Below are 25,599 nucleotides of genomic sequence, written 5' to 3'. Positions count from 1 at the left end.
AATGGTAAGATAGTTATATTCATTCTATTTATTTTGGAAGGAGCAGTTAATTGAAAATAAAATTGAATCATAAAATCATAAAAGAACGCTGCGGTACAGTCTCCTTCAAAAGGGGTGACTCTTTTTATCGCGCAAATAAAGTACAAATCGAAAAATATTATGATAATGCTTGTACTGCAACAGTTATAGGAAATGAAGATTTTACCGTTCATGTTTTAAAAGAAGAAAATGGTGATGTTTATTGCAAGTGCACTTGTCCTAAACTAACTTCAATTAAAACGGATTGTCAACATATAGCTGCAGTTTTAATTTCAATTTTTGAACTTCAGAAAAACGAGAGAATTCCAACAGAAATTGATGTTTTTATGGAAAACTCCATTAGATCGAATGGTATTTTAGAACTTTTTCATAATAAAACGTTTCGTAAAAGCGGACAATTAAAGCATTTTGACGATCGGCAAATAATAGATTTTGACTTTATTTGCGAAGTCATTGAAATGAGTGAAGGATATAAACTACTTGGAATTGCAATGACATTTGGAAAAAGGAATGTAGAAAATCTACGAAATTTTTTAAAGGATGTTAAAAAGGGGAAACCAAGTAAAATTTCGGCGGATATTATTTTTGATCCTAATATACATTGTGTTCAAAATGAAGTTAATCGTATTTGGGAACTTTTAATAAAGTTATTAGATGATGAAAAAATGTTTAATGATCCTTTGACTAAGAAAAATGAATATATGTTCATTTCTCCGACAATTTGGAGCCAATTTATTAATTTATTAACAGTTTCAGGAAACGTCAAAATAATCGAAAACGGAAAACCATTTAATGAAATTTCATTTACCGAAGATAAATTACCATTGGAATTTGAAATTGTGCATTTAGATGGTCAATACTTTTTAACTGCAAAAGGAATCGAACAATTAACGATATTGGAAGCTTATTCAACAGTCTTATATCGTGGAAGAATATATAATCTTAATATAGAGGAATTTAATCGACTTGTTGAGTTAAAACAAATATTTCAAAACACAGCACATGAAAAAATAAATATTCCCACAGACCAAATTCATCTCTACGTTGAGAAAGTAATCCCAGGTCTTTTAAAGCTTGGTAAGGTGCAAATACCTACTTCATTATCAAACCAATATTCAGAAACCCCGTTAAGAGCAAAGCTATATTTAGATCGTATTAAAAATAAATTACTTGCAGGGCTTGAATTTCATTATGATCGCATTGTGATTAATCGGCTAGATAAAAGAGAAAATCAACTGAGTAAAATGTTAATTAGAAATGAAGAAAAAGAAATTGAAATATTACAATTAATGGAAGATAGTTCATTTTCAAAAACTGAAGGTGGCTATTTCTTACAAAATGAAGAACTTGAATACGATTTTTTAAGAAATATAGTACCTAAACTTGAAAAACTAACTGAAATTTATGCAACGACCGCTGTTCGAAATCGAATATTTAAAGAAAATAAGAAACCTCAAATACGCGTTAATTTAAAAAGAGAACGAACGAATTGGTTGGAATTTAAATTTGAATTAGACATTCCTGAGAAACAAATCAAAGAAGTGTTATTAGCACTGAAAGAGAAACGGAAATATTTTCGTTTACATGATGGTACTTTGTACTCGCTTGAAACGAGAGAATTACAAGAGATCAGGCGATTTTTAAATGCAGTACCTGAGCAGGAATTTGATTATGAAGGTGTATTAAACTTACCCATAAAAAATTGTCTATATTTAGTAGATTCTACGGAAGACACTAGTTTATTTAAAATTGAAGATCGATTGCATCATTTTTACGAGAGTTTAATAAATCCAAATGAAATTGTAGAAGAAGTACCTAAAACAATGAAAAATCTGTTAAGAGACTATCAAATTTTTGGGTATAAATGGATGAAGAATTTAGCTAAATTCGGATTTGGAGGAATTTTAGCGGATGATATGGGATTAGGTAAAACGATTCAAAGCCTTGCTTATATACAATCTGTTTTAAACGAAATCCGTTCATTTAATACACCAATCCTAATTGTTTGTCCGACCGCATTAACGTATAACTGGTTAAGCGAGATATTCAAATTTGTACCTGAAATTCAAGCGCTTGTCATTGATGGAAATAAAAATGAGAGGTTGAAAATACAAAAAGAACTAGTCAATATCGATGTAATAATTACCTCATATTCGATGTTAAGAAATGATATAAAGTGGTACGAAAAGCAAAAGTTTCATACAGTATTTTTTGATGAGGCACAAAATTTTAAAAATCCTTTTACTCAAACAGCTAAAGTAGTAAAGAAGATAAATGCTGATCAACGGTTTGCATTAACTGGTACGCCTATTGAAAATTCACTCGAAGAACTTTGGGCAATTTATCATGTAGTTTTTCCAGAATTATTTGGAGCGTTAAAGGAATTTAGTAATTTAACTAGGAAAACAATCTCCAAAAGAGTGCGGCCTTTCTTATTAAGACGATTAAAAGAAGATGTTCTTAAGGAACTTCCAGAGAAAATCGAATCGAAGGAATCTGTTGAATTGTTACCAGAACAAAAAAAATTATATGCAGCATATTTAGCAAAACTACGACACGACACACTAAAACACTTAGCAGTGGATAAATTTACATTAGGCAAAAATCAGATCAAAATTTTAGCCGGTTTAACGCGTTTAAGACAAATTTGTTGCCATCCAGCTTTGTTTTTAGATGGTTATGAAGGGAGTTCAGCTAAGTTTGAACAGCTATTTCAGATAATTGAGGCATCAAAAACAGCCGGTAGAAGAGTATTGATATTCTCGCAATTTACGAAAATGTTAGATTTAATCGGTAGAGAACTTTCTATCATGGGAGAACAATTTTTTTATTTAGATGGAAAAACTCCTTCAGAAGAACGTCTATCGATCTGTAATCGTTTTAATGCTGGTGAACATCACTTCTTTCTAATTTCATTAAAGGCAGGTGGAGTGGGTCTCAATCTAACTGGTGCTGATACAGTTATTCTTTATGATAATTGGTGGAATCCTGCGGTTGAAAACCAGGCAACAGATCGAGCATATCGTTTTGGTCAAATGAATGATGTTCAAGTGATCAAGCTAATCGCTAAAGGTACAATTGAAGATAAAATGAATGAACTACAAGAGAAGAAAAAACAATTAATAGGAGAAATTATTGAAACGAATGGTAAACCTTCATTTAATTTAACAGAAGAAGACATTCGCGAATTATTAATGTTTTAAATTAAATTGCCGCTCTCCTGAGTGGCTTTTTCCTTTCCCTCTTAAAAGCCCTTTGCCAAGTTTTATTTCATTCTTAAATGTTTGAAAGTGAGTATATTAGTAATGAGCTAATAATTTAATAATTTTATAGATTGAAATGAAATTATTTTTACGAGAGGGAGAGTTAGCATGAGTAATAATCGAAAATTTGTTAATGTCTCAGCAGGAGTTCCAGGGCCAAAGGGTAAAGAACTCATTGAGTTTCGTAATGAGTTTGTTCCAAATGGAGTTGGAAATAATACACCTGTTTTTGTAGAAAAAGCAAACGGTACGATCGTTGAGGATGTTGATGGTAATAAATTTTTAGATTTTGCTGGAGCGATTGGTACGTTAAATGTAGGACATACTCCGAAGAATGTTGTACAAGCGATTAAAAATCAATCAGAGCGATTAATCCACTCTTGCTTTCATGTAGGAATGTATAAGTCTTATATTGATTTAGCTAAAAAATTAACTGAAATAACGCCTGGGAATTTTTCTAAAAAAACAATTCTATTAAATAGCGGTGCTGAAGCAGTTGAAAATGCTGTTAAAATTGCGAGGAAGTACACTGGTCGACCTGGAATTATTTCGTTTACTCGAGGATTTCATGGGCGGACCTTATTAGGAATGTCCTTAACAAGTAAAGTAAAACCATATAAATATAAAATGGGACCATTTGCTCCTGCTACATATAAAGCTAAATTCCCTTATTTGTCAAATAGACCAAAAGAGTTATCTGAAGAAGAATATATTAATTTTTGTATCTCTCAATTTAAGGATTTTCTTTTAACAGAGGTGTCACCAGAAGAAGTGGCAGCGGTTATTATGGAGCCCGTACAAGGAGAAGGAGGATTTATTGTTCCTCCAAAGAAATTTATAAAAGAAGTATATACAATTTGTAAGTCACATGGAATTTTGTTCATAGCGGATGAAATTCAAACAGGATTTGGGCGAACAGGGGAATTATTTGCATCAACGATTTTTGAAATTGAACCTGATTTAATCACGATGTCAAAATCAATCGCAGCGGGTGTACCAATTAGTGCGGTGACGGGTCGTTCTGAAATAATGGATGCGGCTTCACCCGGTGAACTAGGTGGAACTTATGGCGGAAGTCCTTTAGGTTGTGTAGCAGCGCTCGAGGTGATTAGAAAAATTGAAAGTGAAAAATTATGGATTCGAGCTAGATCGATTGGAGAAAAAATCAAATTATTTTTTAGTCAATTGAAAAATGATTTGCCAATTATTTATGATATTAGAGGACTAGGAGCAATGGTAGGGATCGAATTTATAGATCCTACTTCTGGTCAACCAGCAAAAGAGTTTGTTGCAGCATTAACAAAAAAATGTTATGAGAATGGAGTCATTATTCTTAGCGCAGGTGTTCATAGTAATGTTCTTCGTTTCTTAACACCTTTAATTATTTCTGACGAGGAAATAGATGAAGGACTGGATATTATAAAACAATCAATACATCAAGTTGCTAGTCAACTTGTAACTGAGGTGAAATAGAATGAAAAAACAATTTTATATAGATGGAAGTTGGGTTGAAGGAGTTAAACATGAAAACCTTGTTGCCCCTCATTCTGGTGAAGTTTTAGCTGTAATACCAATCGCAACGATAGAGAATTTGGAAGAAGCGATCAGAGCGGCTAATAACGCAAAAACTCAAATGGAAAAGCTCAGTTCATATGAGAGAAGTGTCATTTTAGAACAATTAGTTGAACAGTTTAAAGAAAATCGTTCAAAACTTGCTGAAATTTTAGCATTAGAGGCATCCAAACCCCTAAAAGCTGCTTTAGGTGAAATTGATCGAACGATTGCAACATATAAAATAGCCGCTGAAGAAGCAAAAAGAATATACGGGGAAACAATCCCTCTAGATGCAGTAGCAGGTGGTGAAGGTCGAGTCACTTATACAGTTAGAGAGCCAGTTGGGGTAATTGGTGCAATTACACCGTTTAATTTCCCGTTTAATTTAGTAGCACATAAAGTTGGTCCTGCAATTGCTGCAGGAAATACAATTGTTTTAAAACCAGCTAGTCAGACTCCACTTTCTGCCATCGCATTAGCTGAAATGATTAATAAAACGGATTTACCTAAGGGTGCGTTTAACCTGATTACCGGAAAGGGCTCCGAAATCGGTGATGCTTTAGTAAAACATCCTGACGTGAACGCAATTACATTTACCGGCAGTCCTGAAGTCGGCATCTCATTAAAAAACAAAGCAGGACTAAAAAAAGTAACGTTAGAACTAGGTTCAAACTCAGCGTTGATCATCGATGAAGATAGCCAGTTAACTGATGAATTAATTAATCGTTGTGTATGGGGAGCCTTTATTTATAACGGCCAAGTTTGTATTTCATTACAAAGAATTTTTGTACACCATACACTTTATAATGAATTCCTATTGAAGATGAAAAATGCAACTAAATCGTTAAATATTGGTTCGCCGTTAGACCTTCAAACAGATATTAGTGCATTAATTTCTAAAAAAGATGTTGCTAGAATAAATGAATGGGTTAAGCAATCTATTAATGATGGAGCCAATCTAGTAACTGGTGGGGATATAATAGATGAACGTCTTTATAAACCAACTATTTTAACAAACGTAAAGAACAGCAGCGATGTATCCTGTAAAGAAATTTTTGGTCCAGTTGTCGTTATTAATTCATATGAACAGTTTGATGAAGCAATAAATGAAGTAAACAATAGTCGATTTGGATTACAAGCTGGTGTCTATACAAACAACTTACAAAGGGCATTATATGCTACTAAAAAATTACATGTAGGTGGCGTGCTAGTAAACGATGTTCCTACATTTAGAGTTGATTTAATGCCTTATGGTGGCGTAAAAGAAAGCGGTTATGGAAGAGAAGGCATAAAGTATGCAATACAAGAGATGACTGAATTGAAACTAGTCTCTATTAAACTTTAATCTTTTTTTGAAGGACTTATCATGTTTAAAGATGATAAGTCTTTTTTTATAGATAAGAAGGTGAAAATTTTTTTTAGGTGTAGCTTGTTCAACTATCATGAAAAAACCTCAAGGTATAATGTGAAAAAAGACGTCTTTATATTTTATAAAAAGCGTCCATTAAATTAAAAAGTTAGATAATTGATTGATGGATAAAGAGACTTCTTCGATCTTTACAGAATACCCTAATTTTTCTAGCCTTCTAACCGAATGACTGACTATTGATACTTCTTTTGGTTTGTCATAATCTTCTCCTAAGTCTCTGTACATTTCTTTCCTAGTCAGAAGATAATAGGCGAATCTTACCATGGCTGGGCTACTACTATTCCTGCTCTTCTTTTACCTTTTCGTGCTGCTGTTCATCGATACATTGCTCCATGGTAGTTGATGCACCCTCGGAATGTGCGGCTTCAGTTAAGGCTGATTTTAAATACTTATTGCCTTTTTTTGATTTAGGTGATTTCCTTTTACCAGCACTTTCATTATGTCCAGGAACTATTGCTGCCCAAGGACATAATGTAAGTGCACTTCCAAACTGGTTCTCTAAATCTGTTCCGATTTCGGCGAGTATTTTGTTCAGCCATACGTGTAGCGATACCAGATATTGAGTCCAGTCGTTCTATGTCTTCTTGAGAAAATACATGCACTAAAAAAAATATAAATCATATATAGGTGATATCCCGTTTAAATAGTTGAGGAGGATTTCATGACACATATGCTACCTATGGAAAAATATTTCGGTAAGTTAGAACTAGTTTATGCATTTTATGGCACTATGCCTACAGGTGTTAGTGTTTCGGAAACTGGTCGAATTTTTATTTGTTTTCCGAAATGGGGAGATGATGTTAAATTTACTGTGGCGGAAATTGTTGAGGATAAATTGCAGCCTTATCCTAATTTACAAACCAATTTGGTTAATCCCGAGAATATCACTATGACTTTCATCAGTGTCCAAAGTGTAGTTGCTGATGGAAGAGGAACGCTTTGGGTATTAGATACAGCGGCACCCAATTTTTCTGAACCTATTAAAGGTGGAGCAAAATTAGTCGCTGTTGATTTAAAAACCAATACAATTAGAAGCGTATACACCTTTACAGAAGATGTTGTCCTGCCAACAACTTACCTGAATGATGTCCGCTTTGATTTTCGTGTTGGAAACGCAGGTTATGCCTATATAACGGATTCTTCTTCCAAAGGACCAGGAGCTATTATCGTCGTAGATTTAGAAAATGGAAACGCGTTTAGACGGTTAAATGGAGCAAATTCAACTTCACCCGATCACTATTTTATACCGAAAGTAGAAGGAAAAGTATTGATGAATCGAAATAAAGATGGCGGGACTTCTCCATTTAGATTGGCGTCTGACGGTATTGCGATTTCTCCGGATGGAAAGGTATTATTTTTTTGTCCACTAACAAGTCGTCATCTGTTCTCGATCTCAACAGAAGCCCTGAGAGACAGAAATATACCGGACATGGATTTAGCTTATCATGTGGAGTATTTGGGAGAAAAAGGTGCTTCTGATGGAATGATTACTGATGCAAAAGGATCTATTTATGCTGGAGATTATGAGAACAATAGTATTCGAAAGATATTGCCAAATGGTACAATGGAAACCATCGCACATGATCCGAGAATTTTATGGCCGGATACTTTTTCGATTGGCCCTGATGGATACTTATATGTCATTGTGAACCAATTACATCGGCAGGCAAGATTTCATTATGGAAAAGACCTGCGACAAAAACCTTATAGTTTACTTCGTATGAAAATTAATGAATTTCCTGCTCCTACCATTTGATAATAAAAATAGTTGGTTCAATTTTTTGTGAAATTTGAACTGGTAAGCATCGAGCAAATGGTCGTAATAAGCTTAATATAGCTCTTTTATAAATGAAAAGACATCAAGTTTGTAATTGTAAAAGAAAATGGTGGTTAATCATTTTAATATAAATGGTTTATTAGGAACAGTTTAAGTTGGTAATGCTAAACTGCTCCTATTTTAATTTTATAGAGTGGGTAAGTTCAATGCTGTATTGATATTATTTAAATCTAAATTGATTTGTTCGTTTGTATCCCAAGCATGATACCATCCTTTTTCTGCCATATATGAGGAAATTTGTTCATGCATATCAAGAGCTTCCATTAAATGACGAGTGAGCATGTCTTTAATTTCGGGTGTTCCTGCCTCTGTAACTGCCATGGCATAATTTCTAACACCACTTTTAGCTGAAATGAGTAGATCCATTGCAACCACTTGATCCGTTAGTGCGTCCATGCCAGTTAAAGTTTCAATGATTGGATTCATGTTTATTCATCTCCTAATTTACTGCTTAGCGTTGGAAAGGATTGTAGAATATTCTTGTAATTGTCTAGTAGATAGATCAATGTCTTGCTGCATAATATCTTTTAATAGCTGATCTGTAACTAACGCTTTCATCGTTTTAGATTTCGTTAAACAAGTGGTCTTAAATGCAGCCATCTCATGGACCTCAAGAACTTCATGTAAGGCGTAGTTCATTTTTTATACCTCCTTCCTCAAGGTTTCAAAAGGACTTTTATACAATTATCCATTTTGGTGTCAAAAATCTCATAGCCACGCTTTGCTTCACTTAGTGGCAGTACATGACTTACGACATCACCTGGATCAATTTTCCCGGTCGTCACTAATTCAAACATATATGGCATATAATGAATCACAGGTGCTTGTCCAGATCGAATATTGACGTTTCGGTTCATAATATCTCCCATTGGGAATCCATTATATTTCCCTCCGTAAACACCAGTAACTTGAATAGTCCCGCCTTTACGAACTGCTTGTGTAGCCGTGATAAACGCACCCAATGCTCCACCATGAAGTTTCAATCCGCTTGCCAGGAACTCTAAATCAGTCATTTTACCGTCCATTCCAACTGCATCAATGACAACATCAGCGCCGCCCTTCGTTATTTCTTTCAAATGCATTCCTACATTTTCAAAGTGTTCGAAATTTACAATCTCAACTTTGTTAGTACGTTTGGCGTGTTGCAAACGATAGTCTACATAATCTACGGCGATGACACGCTTTGCTCCTTTTAGCCAACAAAATTTTTGAGCAAAAAGACCAACTGGACCACAGCCAAGAACAATAACTGCATCTCCACCCTTTACGCCTGCATTGTCAACACTCCAAAAACCAGTAGTCATCGCATCGGCAATAACTGCTAACTTTTCATCTGATTCTTCACAAGTCTCTGGAATTTTGAAATGGGTAAAGTTGGCAAATGGCACTCTTAAATATTCGGCTTGCCCACCTGGATAGCCACCCGTCGTACCAGAATATCCGAAATAGGCACCCATATCACCATTATCATTCGAATTATCACATTGGCTTTCCAAATTTGTTTTACAGTAATGGCATTCACCGCATGCTATGTTAAAGGGGATAATTACTCGATCTCCCTTTTTTACCTTAGTCACACCTGGACCTACTTCTTCTACAATTCCCATTGGTTCATGGCCGATAATATAGTTTTCCTGCAGGTTAGGAATCATGCCATGAATTAGGTGAAGATCAGACCCACAAATAGCTGTACTTGTTACTTTTATAATCATGTCATCTGGTTTTTCAATCTTGGGATCTGGAACTTCTTTCACTTCTACATTTTTAATACCTTGATACGTTACTGCCTTCATTGGTTACAAGCCTCCAGTGTTAATGTTCATCAGGTGTTCGGTCAAACAATCCTTTTCTATTGTTCTCAACAGGAAATAGATTCATTTTGCCAATCATTAATGTATTGTTGGCAGAGAGTTGGTCTAATTGATATTGTTCACTTAGTTCGTATGGATGGAACCATTTTTTACTAATCATTAGTTCTGTAATTTCTTGGTGCATAGCAATCCCTTGCATTAATTGGTTTCGTAAGAGGGTTCTAACATCAGGTGATGCTGACTCTGTTAATGCGACCGCAATATTGCGAACACCTTCTTTGGCACGAAGAAGAAAATCCATCGCAAATGTGGTATCTGCTAGCTCAGGTACATGTAGCGAGTTTATTGGGTCTAAATAGTCATGATTCAATGAATTTGCCTCCTTTTAATTTATTATTGGAGTTGGACGGTTTTGAGGAACAGGAGCTTCAAAAGGTGCACGTTTATAAATTGCCTGTAATTCTCCAAGTGCTTGCATGGATTGTTCAACATCTTTTTGCATTAATGCTCTCAAATCATCATCAAATACCAGTCCTTGCATTAGTTTTGATTTCGCTAAGCAAAGGGTTTTGAAATTAATAACTTCATGTAAATCCAATGATTCATGATCGGCTAATTTTTGAATATCCATTTCTAATTACCCTCCTTTCTACGTAAATACAATGGTATTGTTCCAAGTATAGGAGGAAACATTCTATAATTTTTTTAAAAAAAGATATTATATACTTAATGGTTGGAATATACGTAAAGTGGAGAAAATTCAATTAGCACTAAGACGCTAATTTGCAATATGTACTTGCATGGATAATTGATAAGAACACTAGTTCCTCCCTTGGTACTCAAGGGGGTTGTGTACTTCGTAAAATCGCAATTATGGGGAAGTTTCCCTAAGATAATTCTCGACGATCTACTGAACTTGGCGGTTCCTCAAACCATCCATTGGAAATCATGATGTTTGTGCAGTCTTCCGCAAGCTTCACATCCATTGCGATGGTAGAACTGATAAAGTCTTCATCAAGGATGGAAGTGAAAATTTCAATATGGTCTGCTGCCAGTTGTACCACTTCCTCCATGAACCGGCGAATCTCTTTTGGCGGTTTGGCTAAAACCGAGGCAGATGTGAAAATTGTGGTTGCTAGAAAACTGAAAGGAAGAAGAATGACCAAATCGTAGGTTTAAATGATGTAGCAACGCATAATGGGAAATTACTATGTGACCAATGCTTACCACCAGATCACAGATGGACTTTCTATTACGCTTAGGGGGCAATTCTCGGCTCTATTTTTTATTATGGGTATAACTCAATATGAATAATTTAATGATATTATTGAAGTACTAGTTTTAAAGGAGAAGGGTTATATCATTTGATTTAACAATAAATTCTAAAGGAAAATATGAAAAACTTATAGAAAGAGTTTCACAATGTGCAATTTATGAATGGTCTTATAACAAACCCACACCATTCCTTTGGATGTGTTTATGAGTAATTGGCTATATGGTTGATATATTGGCTTCATTGCCTTCAATCGTAGTTAAAGGGCCATAAACTATCTTTAAAATTTCTTATTCAACAAAATGGTAGTTTGGTAGAAAAAGATAAAGGGATAATAAAACTTTTAATTGAATATAATCAGTTATTCGTTTTTAACTCATGGTATTGAGAATAAGTTAATGAATAAATTTATATGTCATTTATGGATATTCAGCCTTAGATTAATCACCCTATGGACTTCAAGGAGTTGTACAAATCTATAATATTTGTTCATGCTGTGGAGGAGAGTTTGATTATATGACAAACAAATTGATCAATACCATTACATAAAATATTTTCTATTAAAACGAGCCATTAGAATTATAAGTCAATTTAAGGCAATTTCATCAACTTAAAGGGAGGGTAAAAATGGAAATTCGAAAATTAACAATTGAAGATTTACCTGAGTTTATTCGCTTAAGAAGTGAAGGATTAACATTATCACCAGAAGCATTTGGAGAAAGTTTAACTGAATATGAGAGTAAATCAATCGAACAGCACACAAATAATTTCCCTAAAACTTTTGATAATTTTATCATTGGTGCATTTGAAAAAGGCGTACTCGTTGGGGTTGCTGGTTTCTACCAAAAAAGATCTGAAAAAATGAAACATAAGGGAACAATTTGGGGAATGTATGTTACACCAAATTACCGTTGTAAAGGTGTAGGGAAAAAAGTTTTAAACCAAGCGATTCAAGAAGCTATGGAAATTGAAGAAATTTTACAAATTGAATTGGCAGTCATTTCATCAAATCAATCTGCAAAAAGACTTTATGAAGCTGTTGGCTTTGAAAGCTTTGGTACAGAAAAAAGAGCATTATTTGTTAATGGTGAATTTTATGATGAGGATCATATGGTAAAGATTATTAAATAAGAAGAAAGAGATTATCGAATGAATGATTTGATCGTCTTTTTTTATTATTTTAAAGGCTCTGTTAAGTATATTGTTGAGTTCTTATTCAACTGAATGTTAGTTAGATGAAGAGGAATAAATTTATAATTTCGCTTGTGCTTAATGAAGGAAGTACGGAAGTGCATTAAAAGGAGAAAAATATCTAATCGAATTTTAATGAAAAATAGTAAAATATAGTAAATCATCTAATGCAGTTAAATTTCATAATAACTAAAAAGGGAAGTGGATTCTATGGAACAAACGCACCAATCAGAAAAGACTGAAAGCAAAGTTTACGTGGATGATCAGAAAGTATTTTCACCAATAGAGGATTTACAAAAAATAGAGGGTGTTATTCCTTTAAAAAGAAAAAGCTTTGAATTAGGTAAAAAGCCAAAGCTAATAAGATATTTAGGATATTTCTTTATTACATTTATCGTATTAACAATGTTATTTGGGTTAGTTGCAAGCTTCTTAGACTAATAGAATATTAAATCCGGGAAAGAACTATCTAACAAACCAAGGAGTGAAAATATGAAGAATCTAATCGTTGGAGGAATTGGAGTTTTAACAAGTATGTTATTATTTGGAGTAACACTTATTTCGGCATCAATCTATTCTTTGTACCTATCTCAACCAGCTGGAGATGGATGGGACTCAAATTTAGGAGTTTTCGGAACAGCGTTGATTAATATTGGTACAATTCCATTGATATTAAGTTTAGTATTCTTTATTGTAGGTATTCGTTATGTATATAAGGGAATCAAGGAATAAACCTACTAAAGGGAGGATTCATTTGGGAAACTTAATGTTATTTACCCCAATTATTGTCTGGTTTTTAATCTTTGCTGCTATTGCCTTTGGAATTATCTTTTTTATAAAAAAAATAGTAAGAAAATAAAAAAATGAGCGTGTAAAGATCACTAAATATTTTGGAGGTCTTCTTATATGTTTTTCCGAATATTACTCATTTTATTTGGATTTTTACTAATAGTGAATCCAGAAGCATTTTGGGTTGTTACAGAAAGTTGGAAATCCGATGGTGCAACAGAACCATCTTCTTTTTTTAAGTGGAGTACACGTTTTGGAGGAACAATGTGTGTTTTAGTTGATGCTGCTAGAATCATCGCGTCAACGGTATATTATAAGTAGTAAAGATCACAATTAATGTGATCTTTTTTTGTGTGAAAAAAGCAGTTTAGTCATAATGAACGAAACGGCTCCATTTTGCTTAACGTAGGTTGCAGTTGGCAATAAAGGAGTGATTAAAAAGCTTACCCAAATCACAGACTTAGTGAAAAAAACTAAGTTGGTAGTCTTAGAATAAGTCTGCCTAAAAACAGACAAAACATAAAAATAAAACCATTTGGGTATGGTGAGTTGACAGTTTCGTTCATATCAGTTGTATAAGGAAAGGTATAATTATGCTAGATTATTTACGTATTTAGGAGGCCATAAAAATAGAAGTCATAGATATTATAATCATTGATATCGGAAAATTCGGGGGATTATTTTCATTATTCGCTCCTAAAGAAAAAATAGATTCATCTATATCCGAAGGTGGAACAACACTTGTAGAAGCTATATTAAATTCTATTTTAGTAAAATCACCAACCATCTAAAAAGAATTGTCCTACTGTTATTTTCATTGTTTTTTATAACTCTTTCAATTTTGTTTTTTGTTGAAAATTAATAAACTTTATTAAACTAAATCATGCGATTCTTAAATAGAAGATACGAAAGGTGAATTTTTTTACATTTTAGAATTAAAAAATGGAACTAAAATAGATTTAACAGAAGTTGGTGGAGTGAAAAATGAAATTGACGAGCGTTTTATTATTGAGAAAATTGATATTAAATTGGTGCACAAGGGTATTCCTAAAGAAACAAGCATGCAAAACTTTAAATACTGCACTGAAGATTTAGATAAAATATATACAGATAAAATAAGGAACATATTAAAAAATACTAGATAAAAGATTTGAAGAAAAGGAGAATATAAACCGAATGTGGAATAATTAATGCCGAAGAGGTGCTATAAGATGAAAGTATATAAATTAGATGTAATACAGTTAAATATAGTAATGCTAAATGGGAAACAGTGCAGTAAAATAGAAGAAATGAAAAAGCTGATTTTCTATAAAATAATAAAATAATTAGAAATCAGCTTTTTTATGCAAAAAGTGTTCCAATTTTTTCCTCTATATCCAAGAGAATCTTTCTATTAAAATAAATTTTGGTATTCTATTTGTTTTAATATAGGGAGGATTTATTTTGTTGAGTTTAAATATAAAATTGAGGACAACCTTCCTCATTCTTGTTTGTTTTTTGGTTGGATTATTTGGTTTATATCTTCCAAAAGAAGTTTATGCAACATCTACGGATAATATCGAGTTTACAAAAACCGAACATGATATTTCTTTTAATTGGCTAGAGAAACCTAATCAAGAAGGATTAAGTTATGAATTGCAACGTGATAATGAAGTAATTGCTACAATAGATTATGGAGTGTCTTTTAAAGTGGATGACAGACGCTTAGATTCTAATACAACTTATAACTATAAAATTTATGAAATAACTGCAGATGGAAGAAGTCTAATCTATAATACTGACATTTCAACAGTAAAAGACACTACGCCACCAACAATAACATTAGAATCAACAGTTAACCCTTCTGAACTAAATTTTGATGGAAACGGTTTATTATTTAAAGATGGTGTAGCTAAGCAAGTTTTCACAAATGATTCAATTAATGAAGATGGATTGTATACTTTAGTTGTAAGAGATGATAATGGTGAAGAAGTAAGTAAAAGTTTTATTATTGATCATACGCCTCCCGGACACGCTGAACTCATTAAAGTTAATGAAAAGGGGGATTATGCTTACTTAACAGTCAAGCGTCCAAATGACCCTGATTTTGAAAAAATGGAGATCTATAGCGGTGGTATAAAAACAATACCAAATCTTTTGAAGGTAATTACAAAAGATGAGTTTAATCTAGACGGAACTTATATGTACCTCCAGAATTTTTACAACCTTACAAAAGGACCAGAAACATTGAATATAATGTCATACGACACATATGGAAATCGTGATTTTTCAAGCGTACCAAATTGGCAATCAGGGGATCCAGAAAATCTTCCTGGAGCTTTTTTTGAAATCAAACAAAGCAGTCCTATTTTTTTTACAAGCCCTAGAATAAAATCTGTACAGCAAGTAGAAGGTGGATTTTCAATTACACTTGAAATTCCGGCAGGTACAAGTTGGGGCTATCTAAGAAGTAACAAAGGATATTCAGATTTTACATTTAATAAGATACCAACTACAACAATTACTCAGGTTGTGAAGTTTCCAATAAAAAATCCAGAAACAAATACGATCACTCCAATCGGTGAGAAAGAAAATGTAAAATATGAGGTTGCATTAAGCGGATTTGTTAATGAACCCGTTAAAACTCAAGTGAAATCAAAAACAATATATGGATCTTTTAACTATATTGAAAATAACTACCGTTTAATATCACCAAAGTTTTTAGATATAACCAAAACAAGTGGAGCAGTCCTTTATAGTGACAAATATTTAAAGAAGTATGTAAAAAAAGCACCTAAAAATATGCGTTTTATAGTAATTCGTGAAGATAAAACTTATGTAAAGATTGCCAACGGAGCAAATGTATATTATGTGAAGAAGTCAGATGTAAAGATTACAAGCGGTATTAATCAGAAAAAAACTACTACTGCTGAAATTCCATTAAAATTAACGAAAAGTACATCGTCTCGTTCAATAAAAGTTATTAGTAAAAACAAGCAGGTCATTGTACTTCAGAAATTTACTGGATGGAATTATGTGAATGTTGATGGGAATTTAGGTTATGTGGAAAGTAAGTACTTGAAATAAATTAGTAATAATTTAATTTTGAACCTATCCATTTGGATAGGTTTTTTATATCCTTTTGTAACTACTATGGAAGTGAGACATAAACTCTTTTTTATGGTTAATTTTCAGGGTAGCCACTTAAAAAATAGCAATTATCCCAAGTGAAAAATTGATTATTTTTTATGTGATTGTTGGATTATTGTTCACATTTATTTACATAATAAGTGTGTTATGATTGTGCTAAGTTTAGTAATAGAAGTAGGAGAACTAGTTTGAAATCTAAACAAAAAATAATTCCATCATTATCATCAAATTCAGTCTATCTTGGTTTAATGTTAGCGTTAGTAGGCGGTTTTTTAGATGGGTATACTTTTATAAGCAGAGACGGTGTATTTGCCAATGCACAAACGGGAAATCTTGTTCTTTTAGCAATAAATCTATCATTTGGAAATTGGAAAAACTCTGTGGATTATATTCTACCTATTATAGCCTTTATTCTTGGAGTGTTGGTTGCTGAATCCGTTAAACACCCACGATTAAGAGAACTATTATACAGTTATAGACGTTCAATTCTCTTATTAGAATTTAGTGTATTAATGATTGTAGGATTATTACCTAGTAGTGTACCTAATATAGTTGTAACTGTTTGCATCTCCTTTGTCTCATCATTACAAATTTCAACCTTCACTCATTTAGACAAATGGACATACAATTCAACTATGACAACCGGTAATATTAGAATTGCTTCACAGGCAGCATATACAGCTTTTATAAATCAAGACAAAGAAGCAAAAACAAAATTTAAAGAGTTTTTGGTTATTATCCTTTCCTTTTCATTTGGCGCATTGTTTGGAAGTATTTCCACAAAATATATTGGGAATCAGGCTGTTTGGATTGCTGCAGGAGTATTAATAGTAGCGTTAATCTTATATCATAAAGACAAAGGTTATTTTAGAAGGAAACTCCATTAATTTAAAATAATGAGCCCTTTTCGGGGCTCATTTTAGTAATCTTATTTGAAAAACTGAATGAAACAAACAATAATAAGTGCAAATAAAATAGAAGGTAACATATTTCCAATTTTTATTTTTACTAAACCTAGTGAATTCAAACCAAGAGCAATTAATAAAATTCCTCCTGTACCTGAGATTTCAGCAATAATTGAATTTAATAAATGCTGTGTTACTAGATTCGGTACAAATGAGGCAAAAATGGCAATGAATCCTTGATAGATTAAAACTGGGACAGCGGAGAATAACACGCCAATGCCGAGAGTCGAAGTTAAAATGATTGATAAAAATCCATCCATCATTGATTTTGTATATAATATTTCATGATTATGACGGAGCCCGCTATCAAGTGCACCGAGTATAGCCATCGCGCCAACACAGAATAACAAAGTCGATGTGACAAATCCTTTAGAAATAGAGCCTTCGCTTTTAGACTGAAATTTACTTTCGATAAATAGTCCTAATTTATCTAATTTACTTTCGATATCTAACCATTCTCCTACAACCGCACCTAGCGATAAACTGAAAACGACGATCAGAACTTGATTTGTTTTCATAGCTAAAGTAAATCCTATAACTATAATTACGAGAGAAATTGACTGAGTTACTAGATTTTTCATTCGATCTGGAATCCTTTTAATAAACAAACCTAGTAAAGAGCCAAAAATAATAGCTGTTGCATTAACAAATGAACCGAGTAGTACCATGATTATCCCCTTTAACTTACATATAATTAATCTATTTTTAAGACTATTTTTCCGATATTTAAATTGTTCTTCATTCGAGTATGTGCTTCATTCACTTCATGCCAACTATACACTGTATCGATAATTGGTTTTATTTTCTTATTCATAAAAAGTGGTAAGACATATTTTTTGAATTGATTTGTTAAATAGATTTTTTGCTCAAGTGTTTGTGAACGCAAAGTACTCCCGATAATGGAAATTCTCTTTGTCAAAAGTGGTAATAAGTTCACATCGTTCACTTTAACTCCACCCATTGTACCAATCAAAATGAGCCTTCCATTAGTATTTAATGATTGTAAGTTTTGATGGAAATAAGATGCACCAATAAAATCTAAAATGACGTCTACACCTACGTGATCAGTAACTTTTTCGACAACAGTTTTAAAATCTTCATTTTTATAGTTAATCACATGATTTGCACCTAAATCAGTACAGGCTGTAAGTTTCATTTCATTCCCAGCCGTAACGATTGAACTTGCACCAAATTCTCTTGCAAGCTGAATTGCAGCTGTTCCTACACCACTAGCTCCGGCATGAATTAATACTTTTTCATTTTCTTTTAATCTACCTAATTCAAATAAATTTAAGTAAGCTGTCAAAAACACCTCAGGTATAGACGCTGCCTCTTCGAATGAAAAATGATTTGGAATTGAAATTGCCAAATCTGAAGGAATGGAAACATACTGCGCATAACCTCCTCCTGGCAATAAGCTACAAACACGATCTCCAATTTTCCAATTTGTAACATTAGCCCCAACTTGTTCAACGATCCCGGCCATCTCTAAACCTAAAATCGGTGATGCGCCTTTAGGTACGGGGTACTTACCATGTTTTTGAAGTAAGTCAGCTCGATTAATAGCCGTAGCATGAACTTTAACAAGTAGTTCATTCTCACTTAAAACAGGCATCTGATAATCGTCAATAAATAAATGCTTTGATTCATTAATTTGAACTGCCTTCATTCTAAAAACCTACCTTTAATTAAGTTAATTCTTATCATACTATATAACTAATCGAAAAAATATTTTAAAAACTCGCATTGATGAAATTTGTAGATTTTGTTAACACAATTCTTTACTCATTCTTAATTAAAGTAAGTCTAGAGAAAAAAAATTTAAAAAACACCGAACTATCAACTGTTTTTAAGTGTATATAGAGTAATAGAGTAAGTCGTGAAAGGAGGAAAACTAGTGCCTGAAAGAATTGACAAAGATTGTTTAGAAGAATTGTTTAATAACCACTCGTCATTAGTGTATCGTACTGCTTACTTTTTAACCAAATCAAAAGTAATGGCAGAAGATATTACGCAAGAGACGTACATTCGTATCATAAAAAAATTCCATCTGTTTGATCAAACAAAAGCAATTGAACCTTGGATTTATCGAATAACAGTAAATATCACCCGCAATATGATACGTAAACAAAAAATTAAGAAACTTTTCGGCATTCAGTATGATGTTCTAACTGAAAATAATGTTGAACAATCGATTTTACAAAATGAAATGGAAGATCATCTATGGAAAGAGATAAACTTATTACCGCAAAAGAGTAAGGAAGTGATTGTTCTTCATTATTATTTAGAACTTAAATTAGATGAAGTAGCTGACTCTTTAAATATTCCGATCGGTACATGTAAATCAAGACTTAATTACGCGTTGACAAAATTAAGAAATCGTTTATCGAACAACGAACTGTTTAAAGTAGAAGAAAAACTGAAAGGGGGAGAACTTAAAGGTGGAAAACAATCCTATTTCTGACATTAAACACATACTTCAGAAGAATTTAGATCAACATCATCATTCCGTCACATTTGTGCAAATATGGAATAAAGCCAATTCAAGTAGGGGGTATAATCGAATTCGAAAACTGTTTGTTTCAGGTGGGATTCTTTTGTTTCTAGCAATTACCATTACGATTAATTTACCTATTAAAAATGCACTAAAGGAAGACCTAGGTAATACAAAAGAATTTACTTCTGCGGATTCGGGTATTGGACTACTAATTGTAAATGGGGCTCAATATCGGTTTGAAGGAATTTTACATAATAAGGAATTTATACTGAAAGACCAAATTGGTGAAGTCAAAGAAGTGGTTAAAAATAATAGCATTCCAAAAGCCAATTTTTCGTCTAATATGTTAAAGCTTGGCGATAAAATTTATTTAACAAATAAAGACTCAAAATTCATAATTGTAAAACAAAAGGACGGAACAATCTTAACGTTTTTAAAAACTGAAAAATGATTGATTGACTAATTAAAATAAAGTTTGAGTCATATTAAAGTCCAATTTGAAAATAGGGAGTGTTCAAAATGTCAAAATGGTTAGGTGCACCGATACTTTTTGTCTTTCTCATTTTCACTGGATGTTCAGCAATTAATGGTTTGAAAGGAAATAAGCCTCCAAAAACAATGGTTCAAGTAGAGAATCAAACATATGATACGAAGTTAGGTTCATATTGTTGGATTACGAAAGGAAAAGGGGGATGTGCTGATACAGCTGGACCGGTCGATCTATTAAAAGGTGAAAAGCCGATTGAAGTAAAACCTGGCGAAAACGTTAAAATTTTTATGAATTATAAACCTAAACCAAATGAAATCCACTTAACTCAAATAAATAATGGTAAGGAAAGTGAAATTTCATTAGTGAAGAATCAATTTTCAGCACCTATTAATAAAGGAGTATATTATTATTCATATGGAGTATGGTGGGTGGATAAAAAAGATGAGCATTTATCGAATGGCGATGCCTCTTATGTTTTTGCTTTAGAAGTAAAATAGAACGTTTTTCGATAGAATAAGAAAGGGTATGTTTTGAAAAATATTGTTCAAAACATACCCTTAATAGATTACTAATTTATTCTTCTGTAGGATTCTTTGGTCCATCAAGATCTAATTGATAAAAGGACAAGTCAAGCCATCTATTAAATTTATAACCTGCCTTTTTAATTGTGCCTGAATAAACAAATCCAAAGTTTTTGTGCATGGCAATACTTTTTTCATTATCTGAATCAATTCCAGCAATTAAAGTCATATACTCTCTTTCTTTGGCAATTGAGATTAATTCTTTCATTAATGAAGTTGCAATACCCTTTTTTCTGTATTCACTATTTACATAAACTGAGTGCTCAATCGAATATTTATAGGCAGGCCAAGCTCGAAAAGGACCGAATGTAGCAAATCCAACGACTTTTTGATCAAGTTCGAAGACTAGTATTGGAAACCCTCCATCCTTCTTTTGTTTAAACCAAATTTGTCTGCTTTCATGCGTTTGTGGTTTATATGTATAAACGGCAGTTGTATTTAGAATGGCATCGTTATAAATCTCTAAAATGTCCATTAAATCCTTTTGAGTAGCTTCTCTAATCATTTTTTCTTTCCCCCAAATGTAATTTCTTATCTCTTCTTATTTTAGAACTTTTTATATAAACCGTAAAATTGAAATTTATACTTGTTTGCTAAAGATTGGTTTTTCATCTTTTATAAATGTTGATAGCTTAAGTAAACTAGCTTTCCAAAGTGTGAAATGAAGGATATTCATTTATCAAATATCCTCTATTTCATTATTTGGCATGATAATTCAAGAAGGAATCTAATCTATTTTCGTTGAATTAGTTACAAATGATTTTTCAGACCGATGTGGTAACTGCACGGAAAAGAATTGTTTAGGCAGTAGGTTCGCATCTAATTTTAATAGATTTAGAGTTAAATAAAAAAATTAGAACAGCGAATTAAATAAAGTTAATGAAGAATTCCTTTCCAAGTGTGATTTATATTTATCGAACACTTATTGATTAGAAGAACATAAGTAGGATTTTTCTAAAGGTAAGTTTAAAGGAGCGAGGAAGTTAAAATGAATCAATCCTATTTTTATTTAAAACTAGAAACACATCAATTACATATGTCTTATAAAAATGAAAAACGTCGCGTGCGTGTTTTATTGCCGAAAAATTATGAAGAAGACAAGGATAAAAATTATCCGGTTGTCTATATGCATGATGGTCAAAATATTTTCTATAGTAGTGAATCTTATAGCGGGTATTCATGGAAAGTGATTCCGGCAATCAAACAAAACCAAGATTTACCAAGGATGATTGTTGTTGGAATCGATAACGGTGGACAAGATCGAATTAATGAATATACGCCTTGGAAAATTACTGAAAGCCCACTTCCTGAAGATTATGAGCTAGGTGGTAAAGGCGCGGAGTTTGCTAATTTTGTAATGACAATTGTAAAGCCGTTTATCGATCAGCAATATCGAACTAAACCTGATAAATATCATACAGCGGTGATTGGTAGTTCGCTAGGAGGAAATATTTCTGCTTTTATGGGTGTTGAATATAAAGATCAAATTGGTGGTTTAGGTATCTTTTCTTTAGCCAATTGGATTACAAGTAAAGCATTTGATCATTATATTGGTAGTCAAGAGTTGGACCCTGAACAACGAGTATATATTCAAGTAGGTACTCAAGAAGGCGATGATACTGATCGACAATTTATGTATGGAAATATGAAGCAGGCATATATCGATTGCTCGCTTAAGTATTATAAACAATTGATAAAAGGCTCTGTTCCAATTGATAGCATTTGTTTAAATATTTATGCAGATGAAGTACATGATGAAAAAGCTTGGGCAAAACACTTACCAGAATGTTTACGTTTCTTAAGTGAGAAATGGATTTGAATGAACTGATTTAAAAAGAAGCTTACATTAATTTTTAAATTGAAATAAATTGTGTAATTAATAAACTTTTTGATATTTTGAAAGGAGCATTTTTATGAATTATATTTTGATATCTCCATATTATCCAGAGAATTTCCAGTCATTTGCTTATCGTTTAAAAGCCGCGGGTGTTAATGTATTAGGTATTGGCGAAGAGCCTTATGACCAATTAGGTCCCAAACTTCAAAACGCTTTAACAGAATATTATAGAGTGAATAATTTAGAAGATCTAGATGAAGTGAAACGGGCTGTCGCATTTTTATTTTATAAACATGGTCCGATTGAGCGTATTGAATCTAATAACGAATACTGGTTAGAACTTGATGCGCAGTTGCGTGAACAATTTAATGTATATGGTAATAAACCGAGTGACTTGAAAAAAGTTAAATATAAATCGGAAATGAAAAAGCTGTTTAAAAAAGCAGGTGTGCCTGTGGTAGATGGAAAAGTCGTTAAAACTAAAAATGAGTTAACTAAAGCCATTGATGAATTAGGACTGCCAGTTATTGCTAAACCGGATAATGGTGTTGGATCAGCTGCAACCTTTAAATTATGTTCAGAAGAGGCTGTCCGCCATTTTGAAGAAGTATGGGATGAAGCACAAGTGTATTTCATTGAACCATATGTCGAAGGAGGCGTGCTTTGTACATTTGATGGCTTAGTCGATCAAAAAGGGAATATTGTTTTTCAGACAAGCTTTACATATAATGTGCCAACTCTGGAACTTGTTAAGGGTCAGTTGGATTTAGCTTATGTGATTCAAAAAGAAATTGATCCTAGGCTCGAAACCTATGGGAAGGCGATTGTGAAAGCTTTTGGGATGAAAGAACGCTTTTTTCATATTGAGTTTTTCAAATTAGAAGATGGCGACTATGTTGCGCTTGAATATAATAACCGCTTAGCTGGGGGCTACACGATTGATATGTACAATTTCGCGTACTCCATTGATTTATTTGCTCAATATGCTTCTATTGTGACTGGAGGCGAATTGAAGGAATCAAATGCAAAAAACCAGTATTGTGTCGGTATTACACAGCGTGATGCGTATGAGTATAGCAATGATACCAATGCTATTTATGAACAATTTGGCGACCGTGTGAAGTTTGAAAAGCGCATGCCAGATGCGTTTGCGGAACTCCAAGGAAATCAATTTTATGCGATTAATGCAGATTCGCAGGAAGAAGTCGATGAAATCATTCGTTTTGTACATGAACGAAAAAATTGCAGCGTTGTAAACGTATAAGAATAGGGGATTTTTCTATGAATATAGAACATTTAAGCCATTGGAGCGGGGAATTAGGACGAGAAATGCTGTTGAACAGATATGGACACAGTGGCATGCCAATTCTAGTTTTTCCTTCATCTGGGGGGACTCATTTTGAATACAATAATTTTGGAATGATTGATGTGTGTCATGACTTTATTGAATCTGGAAAAATTCAGTTTTTTACTCTGTCTACCATAGATAGCGAAAGTTGGCTACACGACTCAAAATCTGTACATGACCGTGCATTAGCTCATGAAGCATATGATCGTTATGTAATTTCAGAAGCGATTCCATTTATTAAACATAAAACAGGTTGGTTTGAACCAATGATGACAACGGGTTGTAGTATGGGTGCATATCATGCATTGAACTTTTTCCTAAGACATCCGGATGTCTTCCAAACAACAGTTGCACTTAGCGGTGTTTACGATGTGCGTTTCTTTTTTGGGGACTACGGAAATGATCCTCTTGTATACGAAAATTCACCAAGTGATTACATATGGAATCAAAATGACGGCTGGTTTATAGATCGATACCGTTCAGCAGATATCATAATTTGTACCGGGCTAGGTGATTGGGAACAAGACGGACTGCCTTCATACTTTACATTAAAAGAAGCCTTTGAAGAAAAACAAATTAAAGCATGGTTTGATGAATGGGGCGAAGATGTTTCACATGACTGGGTTTGGTGGCGAAAACAAATGCCGTATTATTTAGGAGAATTATTTAAATAAAAAACACTAGCGATACATCAGTACTGTTGTATCGCTAGTGTTTTTTTAGGGATATTCTAATTAGGTAGCTCTTTTTTATATTTTAATAGGAAGGTTGTTATGTAATGTCCTTACACTAAAGAATGCTAGAATTAATACTTTACGAGAATTACTTATTTCCATTTAACTCAAAGTGTTAGTTGAATAAGAACTCACATTTCCAATCAGGGAATTCCTCATTATGTTCTAGCAGGCATTCTTTCATTATTTTCGAATCTTCAGGTAATCTTTTCGCCATTTCTGACCACCCAACAAACTCTATTTTATTTGGTAACTCTACGATTCCAGTAATGGTCTCCCAAAAAGCGTCCCAATCTTCACTATAATAAGATGGGAATTTCAGTTTTTCTTTCAATAGAGTATGCAATTCATTGTTAGTTCTTACTTTTGTTACATCAATAATTAATTTGGGTACTTTTGATTTTTTCTCTATTTCATTTTCAATTATGTATAGTAAAAGAACAAAATAAGGCAAGAAGAATAAAAAAAGAAATAGTATAGAACTTTGAACATTAATGATCATTCTATTACCCCTTAAACATCAAAAATTACTAAGACTACTAGAGTTAATTATTTGCTAATTTTTCTCCAGTAATAATTTCAACTAAAGTCGCTGAATCTACATTCGATCATTGTACAGATTGGCCACTTTTAGTTATTTCCAACATGTTGTCACTAGAATTAATCCATACTCTGTAAAGTATTTGTTTTACTTGAATATCTGGATTTTTAAACTGAAAAACTAATTCATATTCAGGTTGACGGGACATTTTCGGATCTATTAATTTCCAATCAGAATTTCTAAGTATTTCTTGTGCTTTTAATACGTAGTTATCTATCGTAACTACTCTAT

General features: G+C 32.9%; 28 protein-coding genes. 17 read left to right on the top strand and 11 right to left on the bottom strand.

From position 1 onward, the window contains the following. Window positions 1-50: 50 nt before the first annotated feature. The 3 genes from MY490_RS12695 (at window position 51) to MY490_RS12685 (ending at window position 6,201) form a co-directional block, all read left to right on the top strand. Complete coding sequence (locus MY490_RS12695) at window positions 51-3,242, top strand: DEAD/DEAH box helicase (protein ID WP_248266053.1); 3,192 nt, start codon at window positions 51-53, stop codon at window positions 3,240-3,242. Window positions 3,243-3,410: 168 nt separating this feature from the next. Continuing rightward, window positions 3,411-4,775 (top strand): 4-aminobutyrate--2-oxoglutarate transaminase, encoded by a 1,365-nt coding sequence (gene gabT, locus MY490_RS12690; protein ID WP_248266052.1) that lies wholly within the window; start codon window positions 3,411-3,413, stop codon window positions 4,773-4,775. A 1-nt stretch (window position 4,776) separates the two neighbouring features. After that, complete coding sequence (locus MY490_RS12685) at window positions 4,777-6,201, top strand: aldehyde dehydrogenase family protein (RefSeq protein ID WP_248266051.1); 1,425 nt, start codon at window positions 4,777-4,779, stop codon at window positions 6,199-6,201. 361 nt (window positions 6,202-6,562) lie between these two features. Here MY490_RS12685 and MY490_RS22345 read toward each other — a convergent pair whose 3' ends face one another. Beyond that, window positions 6,563-6,799, bottom strand: a complete 237-nt coding sequence (locus MY490_RS22345; RefSeq protein ID WP_432707076.1) for a transposase — start codon at window positions 6,797-6,799, stop codon at window positions 6,563-6,565. Window positions 6,800-6,946: 147 nt separating this feature from the next. Between MY490_RS22345 and MY490_RS12680 the strand changes: the two genes are divergently transcribed. Then, window positions 6,947-8,041, top strand: a complete 1,095-nt coding sequence (locus MY490_RS12680) for a major royal jelly family protein (RefSeq protein ID WP_248266050.1) — start codon at window positions 6,947-6,949, stop codon at window positions 8,039-8,041. A gap of 207 nt (window positions 8,042-8,248) precedes the next feature. On the opposite strand, the gene MY490_RS12675 is transcribed toward MY490_RS12680, so the two are convergent. The 6 genes from MY490_RS12675 to MY490_RS12650 form a co-directional block, all read right to left on the bottom strand. Continuing rightward, window positions 8,249-8,548, bottom strand: a complete 300-nt coding sequence (locus MY490_RS12675) for a spore coat protein (protein WP_248266049.1) — start codon at window positions 8,546-8,548, stop codon at window positions 8,249-8,251. An 18-nt stretch (window positions 8,549-8,566) separates the two neighbouring features. Then, complete coding sequence (locus MY490_RS12670; RefSeq protein ID WP_248266048.1) at window positions 8,567-8,761, bottom strand: hypothetical protein; 195 nt, start codon at window positions 8,759-8,761, stop codon at window positions 8,567-8,569. A gap of 17 nt (window positions 8,762-8,778) precedes the next feature. Then, on the bottom strand, window positions 8,779-9,915 hold the full coding sequence (locus MY490_RS12665; protein ID WP_248266047.1) for a zinc-dependent alcohol dehydrogenase: 1,137 nt from the start codon (window positions 9,913-9,915) through the stop codon (window positions 8,779-8,781). Between the two features lie 19 nt (window positions 9,916-9,934). Continuing rightward, entirely contained in the window at window positions 9,935-10,303 is a 369-nt protein-coding gene (locus MY490_RS12660) for a spore coat protein (RefSeq protein WP_248266046.1), read from the bottom strand. A gap of 15 nt (window positions 10,304-10,318) precedes the next feature. Further along, complete coding sequence (locus MY490_RS12655) at window positions 10,319-10,564, bottom strand: spore gernimation protein GerQ (protein WP_248266045.1); 246 nt, start codon at window positions 10,562-10,564, stop codon at window positions 10,319-10,321. A 256-nt stretch (window positions 10,565-10,820) separates the two neighbouring features. Then, window positions 10,821-11,006, bottom strand: coding sequence for a DUF3231 family protein (locus MY490_RS12650; protein WP_248266044.1), 186 nt, complete (start codon window positions 11,004-11,006; stop codon window positions 10,821-10,823). An 827-nt stretch (window positions 11,007-11,833) separates the two neighbouring features. Between MY490_RS12650 and MY490_RS12645 the strand changes: the two genes are divergently transcribed. The 7 genes from MY490_RS12645 (at window position 11,834) to MY490_RS12615 (ending at window position 17,202) form a co-directional block, all read left to right on the top strand. Beyond that, on the top strand, window positions 11,834-12,337 hold the full coding sequence (locus MY490_RS12645) for a GNAT family N-acetyltransferase (protein WP_248266043.1): 504 nt from the start codon (window positions 11,834-11,836) through the stop codon (window positions 12,335-12,337). A 270-nt stretch (window positions 12,338-12,607) separates the two neighbouring features. Then, window positions 12,608-12,838 carry a hypothetical protein gene (locus MY490_RS12640; protein WP_248266042.1) on the top strand — a complete coding sequence of 77 codons (231 nt, stop codon included), beginning with the start codon at window positions 12,608-12,610 and terminating at the stop codon, window positions 12,836-12,838. Window positions 12,839-12,889: 51 nt separating this feature from the next. Continuing rightward, window positions 12,890-13,129 (top strand): phosphatase, encoded by a 240-nt coding sequence (locus MY490_RS12635; protein WP_248266041.1) that lies wholly within the window; start codon window positions 12,890-12,892, stop codon window positions 13,127-13,129. Between the two features lie 174 nt (window positions 13,130-13,303). Continuing rightward, a complete protein-coding gene (locus tag MY490_RS12630; RefSeq protein ID WP_248266040.1) occupies window positions 13,304-13,507 on the top strand; it encodes a DUF6199 family natural product biosynthesis protein in 204 nt (67 codons plus the stop codon). A 656-nt stretch (window positions 13,508-14,163) separates the two neighbouring features. Beyond that, window positions 14,164-14,331, top strand: coding sequence for a hypothetical protein (locus MY490_RS12625; protein ID WP_248266039.1), 168 nt, complete (start codon window positions 14,164-14,166; stop codon window positions 14,329-14,331). Between the two features lie 301 nt (window positions 14,332-14,632). Further along, window positions 14,633-16,252, top strand: a complete 1,620-nt coding sequence (locus MY490_RS12620; protein WP_248266038.1) for an SH3 domain-containing protein — start codon at window positions 14,633-14,635, stop codon at window positions 16,250-16,252. 251 nt (window positions 16,253-16,503) lie between these two features. After that, a complete protein-coding gene (locus MY490_RS12615) occupies window positions 16,504-17,202 on the top strand; it encodes a YoaK family protein (protein ID WP_248266037.1) in 699 nt (232 codons plus the stop codon). A gap of 41 nt (window positions 17,203-17,243) precedes the next feature. On the opposite strand, the gene MY490_RS12610 is transcribed toward MY490_RS12615, so the two are convergent. After that, entirely contained in the window at window positions 17,244-17,948 is a 705-nt protein-coding gene (locus MY490_RS12610) for a DUF554 domain-containing protein (RefSeq protein ID WP_248266036.1), read from the bottom strand. A gap of 26 nt (window positions 17,949-17,974) precedes the next feature. Further along, window positions 17,975-18,949 (bottom strand): NAD(P)H-quinone oxidoreductase, encoded by a 975-nt coding sequence (locus MY490_RS12605; protein ID WP_248266035.1) that lies wholly within the window; start codon window positions 18,947-18,949, stop codon window positions 17,975-17,977. 228 nt (window positions 18,950-19,177) lie between these two features. On the opposite strand from MY490_RS12605, the gene MY490_RS12600 reads away from it, so the two are divergent. The 3 genes from MY490_RS12600 (at window position 19,178) to MY490_RS12590 (ending at window position 20,764) form a co-directional block, all read left to right on the top strand. Then, the gene (locus tag MY490_RS12600; protein WP_248266034.1) at window positions 19,178-19,744 is read left to right on the top strand and encodes an RNA polymerase sigma factor; all 567 of its coding nucleotides are present in this window, start codon (window positions 19,178-19,180) and stop codon (window positions 19,742-19,744) included. Next, window positions 19,722-20,228, top strand: a complete 507-nt coding sequence (locus MY490_RS12595; protein WP_248266033.1) for a hypothetical protein — start codon at window positions 19,722-19,724, stop codon at window positions 20,226-20,228. The genes MY490_RS12600 and MY490_RS12595 overlap by 23 nt, the downstream gene beginning before the upstream one ends. Before the next feature lie 68 nt (window positions 20,229-20,296). Beyond that, window positions 20,297-20,764: a hypothetical protein gene (locus tag MY490_RS12590; protein WP_248266032.1), complete on the top strand. Its 468-nt coding sequence runs from the start codon at window positions 20,297-20,299 to the stop codon at window positions 20,762-20,764. Window positions 20,765-20,840: 76 nt separating this feature from the next. Here the strand turns inward: MY490_RS12590 and MY490_RS12585 are convergent, their stop codons facing one another. Next, a complete protein-coding gene (locus tag MY490_RS12585; RefSeq protein ID WP_248266031.1) occupies window positions 20,841-21,353 on the bottom strand; it encodes a GNAT family N-acetyltransferase in 513 nt (170 codons plus the stop codon). Between the two features lie 483 nt (window positions 21,354-21,836). Between MY490_RS12585 and MY490_RS12580 the strand changes: the two genes are divergently transcribed. From MY490_RS12580 to MY490_RS12570, 3 genes are all read left to right on the top strand, one after another. Continuing rightward, a complete protein-coding gene (locus MY490_RS12580) occupies window positions 21,837-22,667 on the top strand; it encodes an alpha/beta hydrolase (RefSeq protein ID WP_248266030.1) in 831 nt (276 codons plus the stop codon). A 94-nt stretch (window positions 22,668-22,761) separates the two neighbouring features. Continuing rightward, window positions 22,762-23,949 carry an ATP-grasp domain-containing protein gene (locus MY490_RS12575; protein ID WP_248266029.1) on the top strand — a complete coding sequence of 396 codons (1,188 nt, stop codon included), beginning with the start codon at window positions 22,762-22,764 and terminating at the stop codon, window positions 23,947-23,949. Between the two features lie 17 nt (window positions 23,950-23,966). After that, window positions 23,967-24,707: an esterase family protein gene (locus MY490_RS12570; RefSeq protein ID WP_248266028.1), complete on the top strand. Its 741-nt coding sequence runs from the start codon at window positions 23,967-23,969 to the stop codon at window positions 24,705-24,707. A 175-nt stretch (window positions 24,708-24,882) separates the two neighbouring features. Here the strand turns inward: MY490_RS12570 and MY490_RS12565 are convergent, their stop codons facing one another. After that, entirely contained in the window at window positions 24,883-25,269 is a 387-nt protein-coding gene (locus MY490_RS12565) for a barstar family protein (protein WP_248266027.1), read from the bottom strand. Window positions 25,270-25,599 lie beyond the last annotated feature (330 nt).

Origin of the sequence: Gottfriedia acidiceleris, from assembly GCF_023115465.1 — a bacterium.
GTDB lineage: Bacteria > Bacillota > Bacilli > Bacillales > Bacillaceae_G > Gottfriedia > Gottfriedia acidiceleris_B.
This window is presented reverse-complemented; position numbering and strand designations above follow the sequence as displayed.